At 45.3% G+C, this 1696-nt stretch carries 3 protein-coding genes; 1 reads left to right on the top strand and 2 read right to left on the bottom strand.

What is annotated here, in order from left to right; translation table 11 throughout:
* Positions 1-387 precede the first annotated feature (387 nt).
* Positions 388-786: a hypothetical protein gene (locus QEH53_RS23635; protein ID WP_309025702.1), complete on the bottom strand. Its 399-nt coding sequence runs from the start codon at positions 784-786 to the stop codon at positions 388-390.
* 141 nt (positions 787-927) lie between these two features.
* Positions 928-1260, bottom strand: coding sequence for a hypothetical protein (locus tag QEH53_RS23640; protein WP_309025703.1), 333 nt, complete (start codon positions 1258-1260; stop codon positions 928-930).
* A 68-nt stretch (positions 1261-1328) separates the two neighbouring features.
* Here QEH53_RS23640 and QEH53_RS23645 point away from each other — a divergent pair, with 68 nt between their 5' ends.
* A complete protein-coding gene (locus QEH53_RS23645; RefSeq protein ID WP_309025704.1) occupies positions 1329-1595 on the top strand; it encodes a hypothetical protein in 267 nt (88 codons plus the stop codon).
* The last annotated feature ends 101 nt before the right edge of the window (positions 1596-1696 follow it).

The raw sequence follows: 1696 nt of genomic DNA on the forward strand, positions 1-1696 counted from the left end.
TATCATAACCCGATCATCTTTCTCCACATATCGCTGAGGTCTCACGCGAAGGTAAGCGCGGAGCGCTTACCGGAGTTGTGAGGACCGACTTGATGGGGTTAAATATTTCACTTTCAGAGTGGGGTTGGACTTGGAAGTTCGGGCTTTTTCTTTTTCGTCAATACTGGATCCGGTCTACGGCTTCCTCGGAAAGTATCGATCAATAATTCCAATGCAGGATCATTGTTTTTAAAAGGAAAGTCGAGTTGGTTGGCCTTGTCGAAAGTCGATTAATCTTTCCGCTGTAGGATCTTCATATTTAATTCATGGATCTAGAAAATGGATACGTTGCCAAGTTGGTCGTTCTTAAAATCCTTATCTCCCCATCGTCAAAGCCATACGCGGAGGTCAGCGCGGAGCGCTGGCCGGAGTTGTATGGGCTGCCTGGTTCTCCTTCTTTTTTCTTCTTTCAATTTCGCCCCAAATTCCTGCGATAGCGAAAGCTCCTAGAATCATCCACATTCCTTTCGAAGGAGATCGATCAAAGTGATCAGATGTTTCCAAATACGAAATGCGGCTTTTCATAATTTCTAGTTTCGCATCGCTTAGTTTTGGGTTTTGTAATTCTTCAATGTAAGAGTTCTTTAGATCGATCAGTTCCTCCATTTTATCTTCATAAGTATTGATCTCTCTCGCACCCCATCTCGCGAGTGCAACAATAGGCAGATAGAGTAAGATCCTGAGAAATGCGTTCATTTCCTTTTTTGGAACGAGGACTTCGTATTTACTCTTATCGTAGTTAGCCATTTGTGTTTCTATTTTGGAGAACGCTGAGCTCAGACGACAAGGCCAAGGCCATCGTTAACGTTTCTGGGGTGATTGATTTTCATGGAGTCGTGATGAAAGAGGGGGCGATTTGCCGCAGTTGTCTGAAGCGTCTGGTTCACCTTATTTTTTGTATCCACAATTTGCACAGAAGCTTGCTTTAGGGGTTCTGAAGAGATGGCCGCAGGATGGGCACTCCGGACCATGCTCTGAAAGTCTGTGATGCCAGATTGCCTGCCAATTCGTTTCTTTGAATCCAGTGAGTTCGTAGTACTTCTCACAGGCTTCCGATTGAAGCTCTTCGAGTGCTTCCTTTAGTCCGATTCCTTTTTCCTTTCTTAATTCTTTTGTTCTCTCCGTATCCAACCGGAGTAATGGTCCAACCTCTTTCCATTCCTGCTTCGTGAGCATCGGAACTGGCATGTCGCATCTCCAGCAGTGGTAGGTTTTGGCCATCTTATTTTTGGTGAACCCTCAAAGCCATGCGTGAGGGCTTCAAAAACCAAAACAAACATGAAAATCCTATGAATAATCAAAATCTGAATACAGACACGAAAAACGAGGATAAGCCCGAATTGCATGGGCTGCCTTGTTCGCCGCATTGGGCAAAAATATTTGAAGATGCTGATGGCATGTTCTCAACGTTTGAATCCACGACCACCGCGGATTTAAGTTTTTTGGAAGGGTTTGAAGCGGTACGAGCATGGGTAACACCTAGGGCTCCTAAGCGGATAATAGACCTTGTGAAATGGAGGCTGGTTACTTTGGGCGGTGAATTGAAAGAACTTTAGTTGGCGAACGCTAAGGTGATACGACGGCGGCTTCAGTCATCGCCTCCACGTCTGGGTTGGTTGATTTCGAAGTTTCGATGCGAAAGAGGCGAGCGTTTGCC

This window comes from Pelagicoccus sp. SDUM812002, from assembly GCF_031127835.1.
Classification (GTDB): Bacteria; Verrucomicrobiota; Verrucomicrobiia; order Opitutales; family Opitutaceae; genus Pelagicoccus.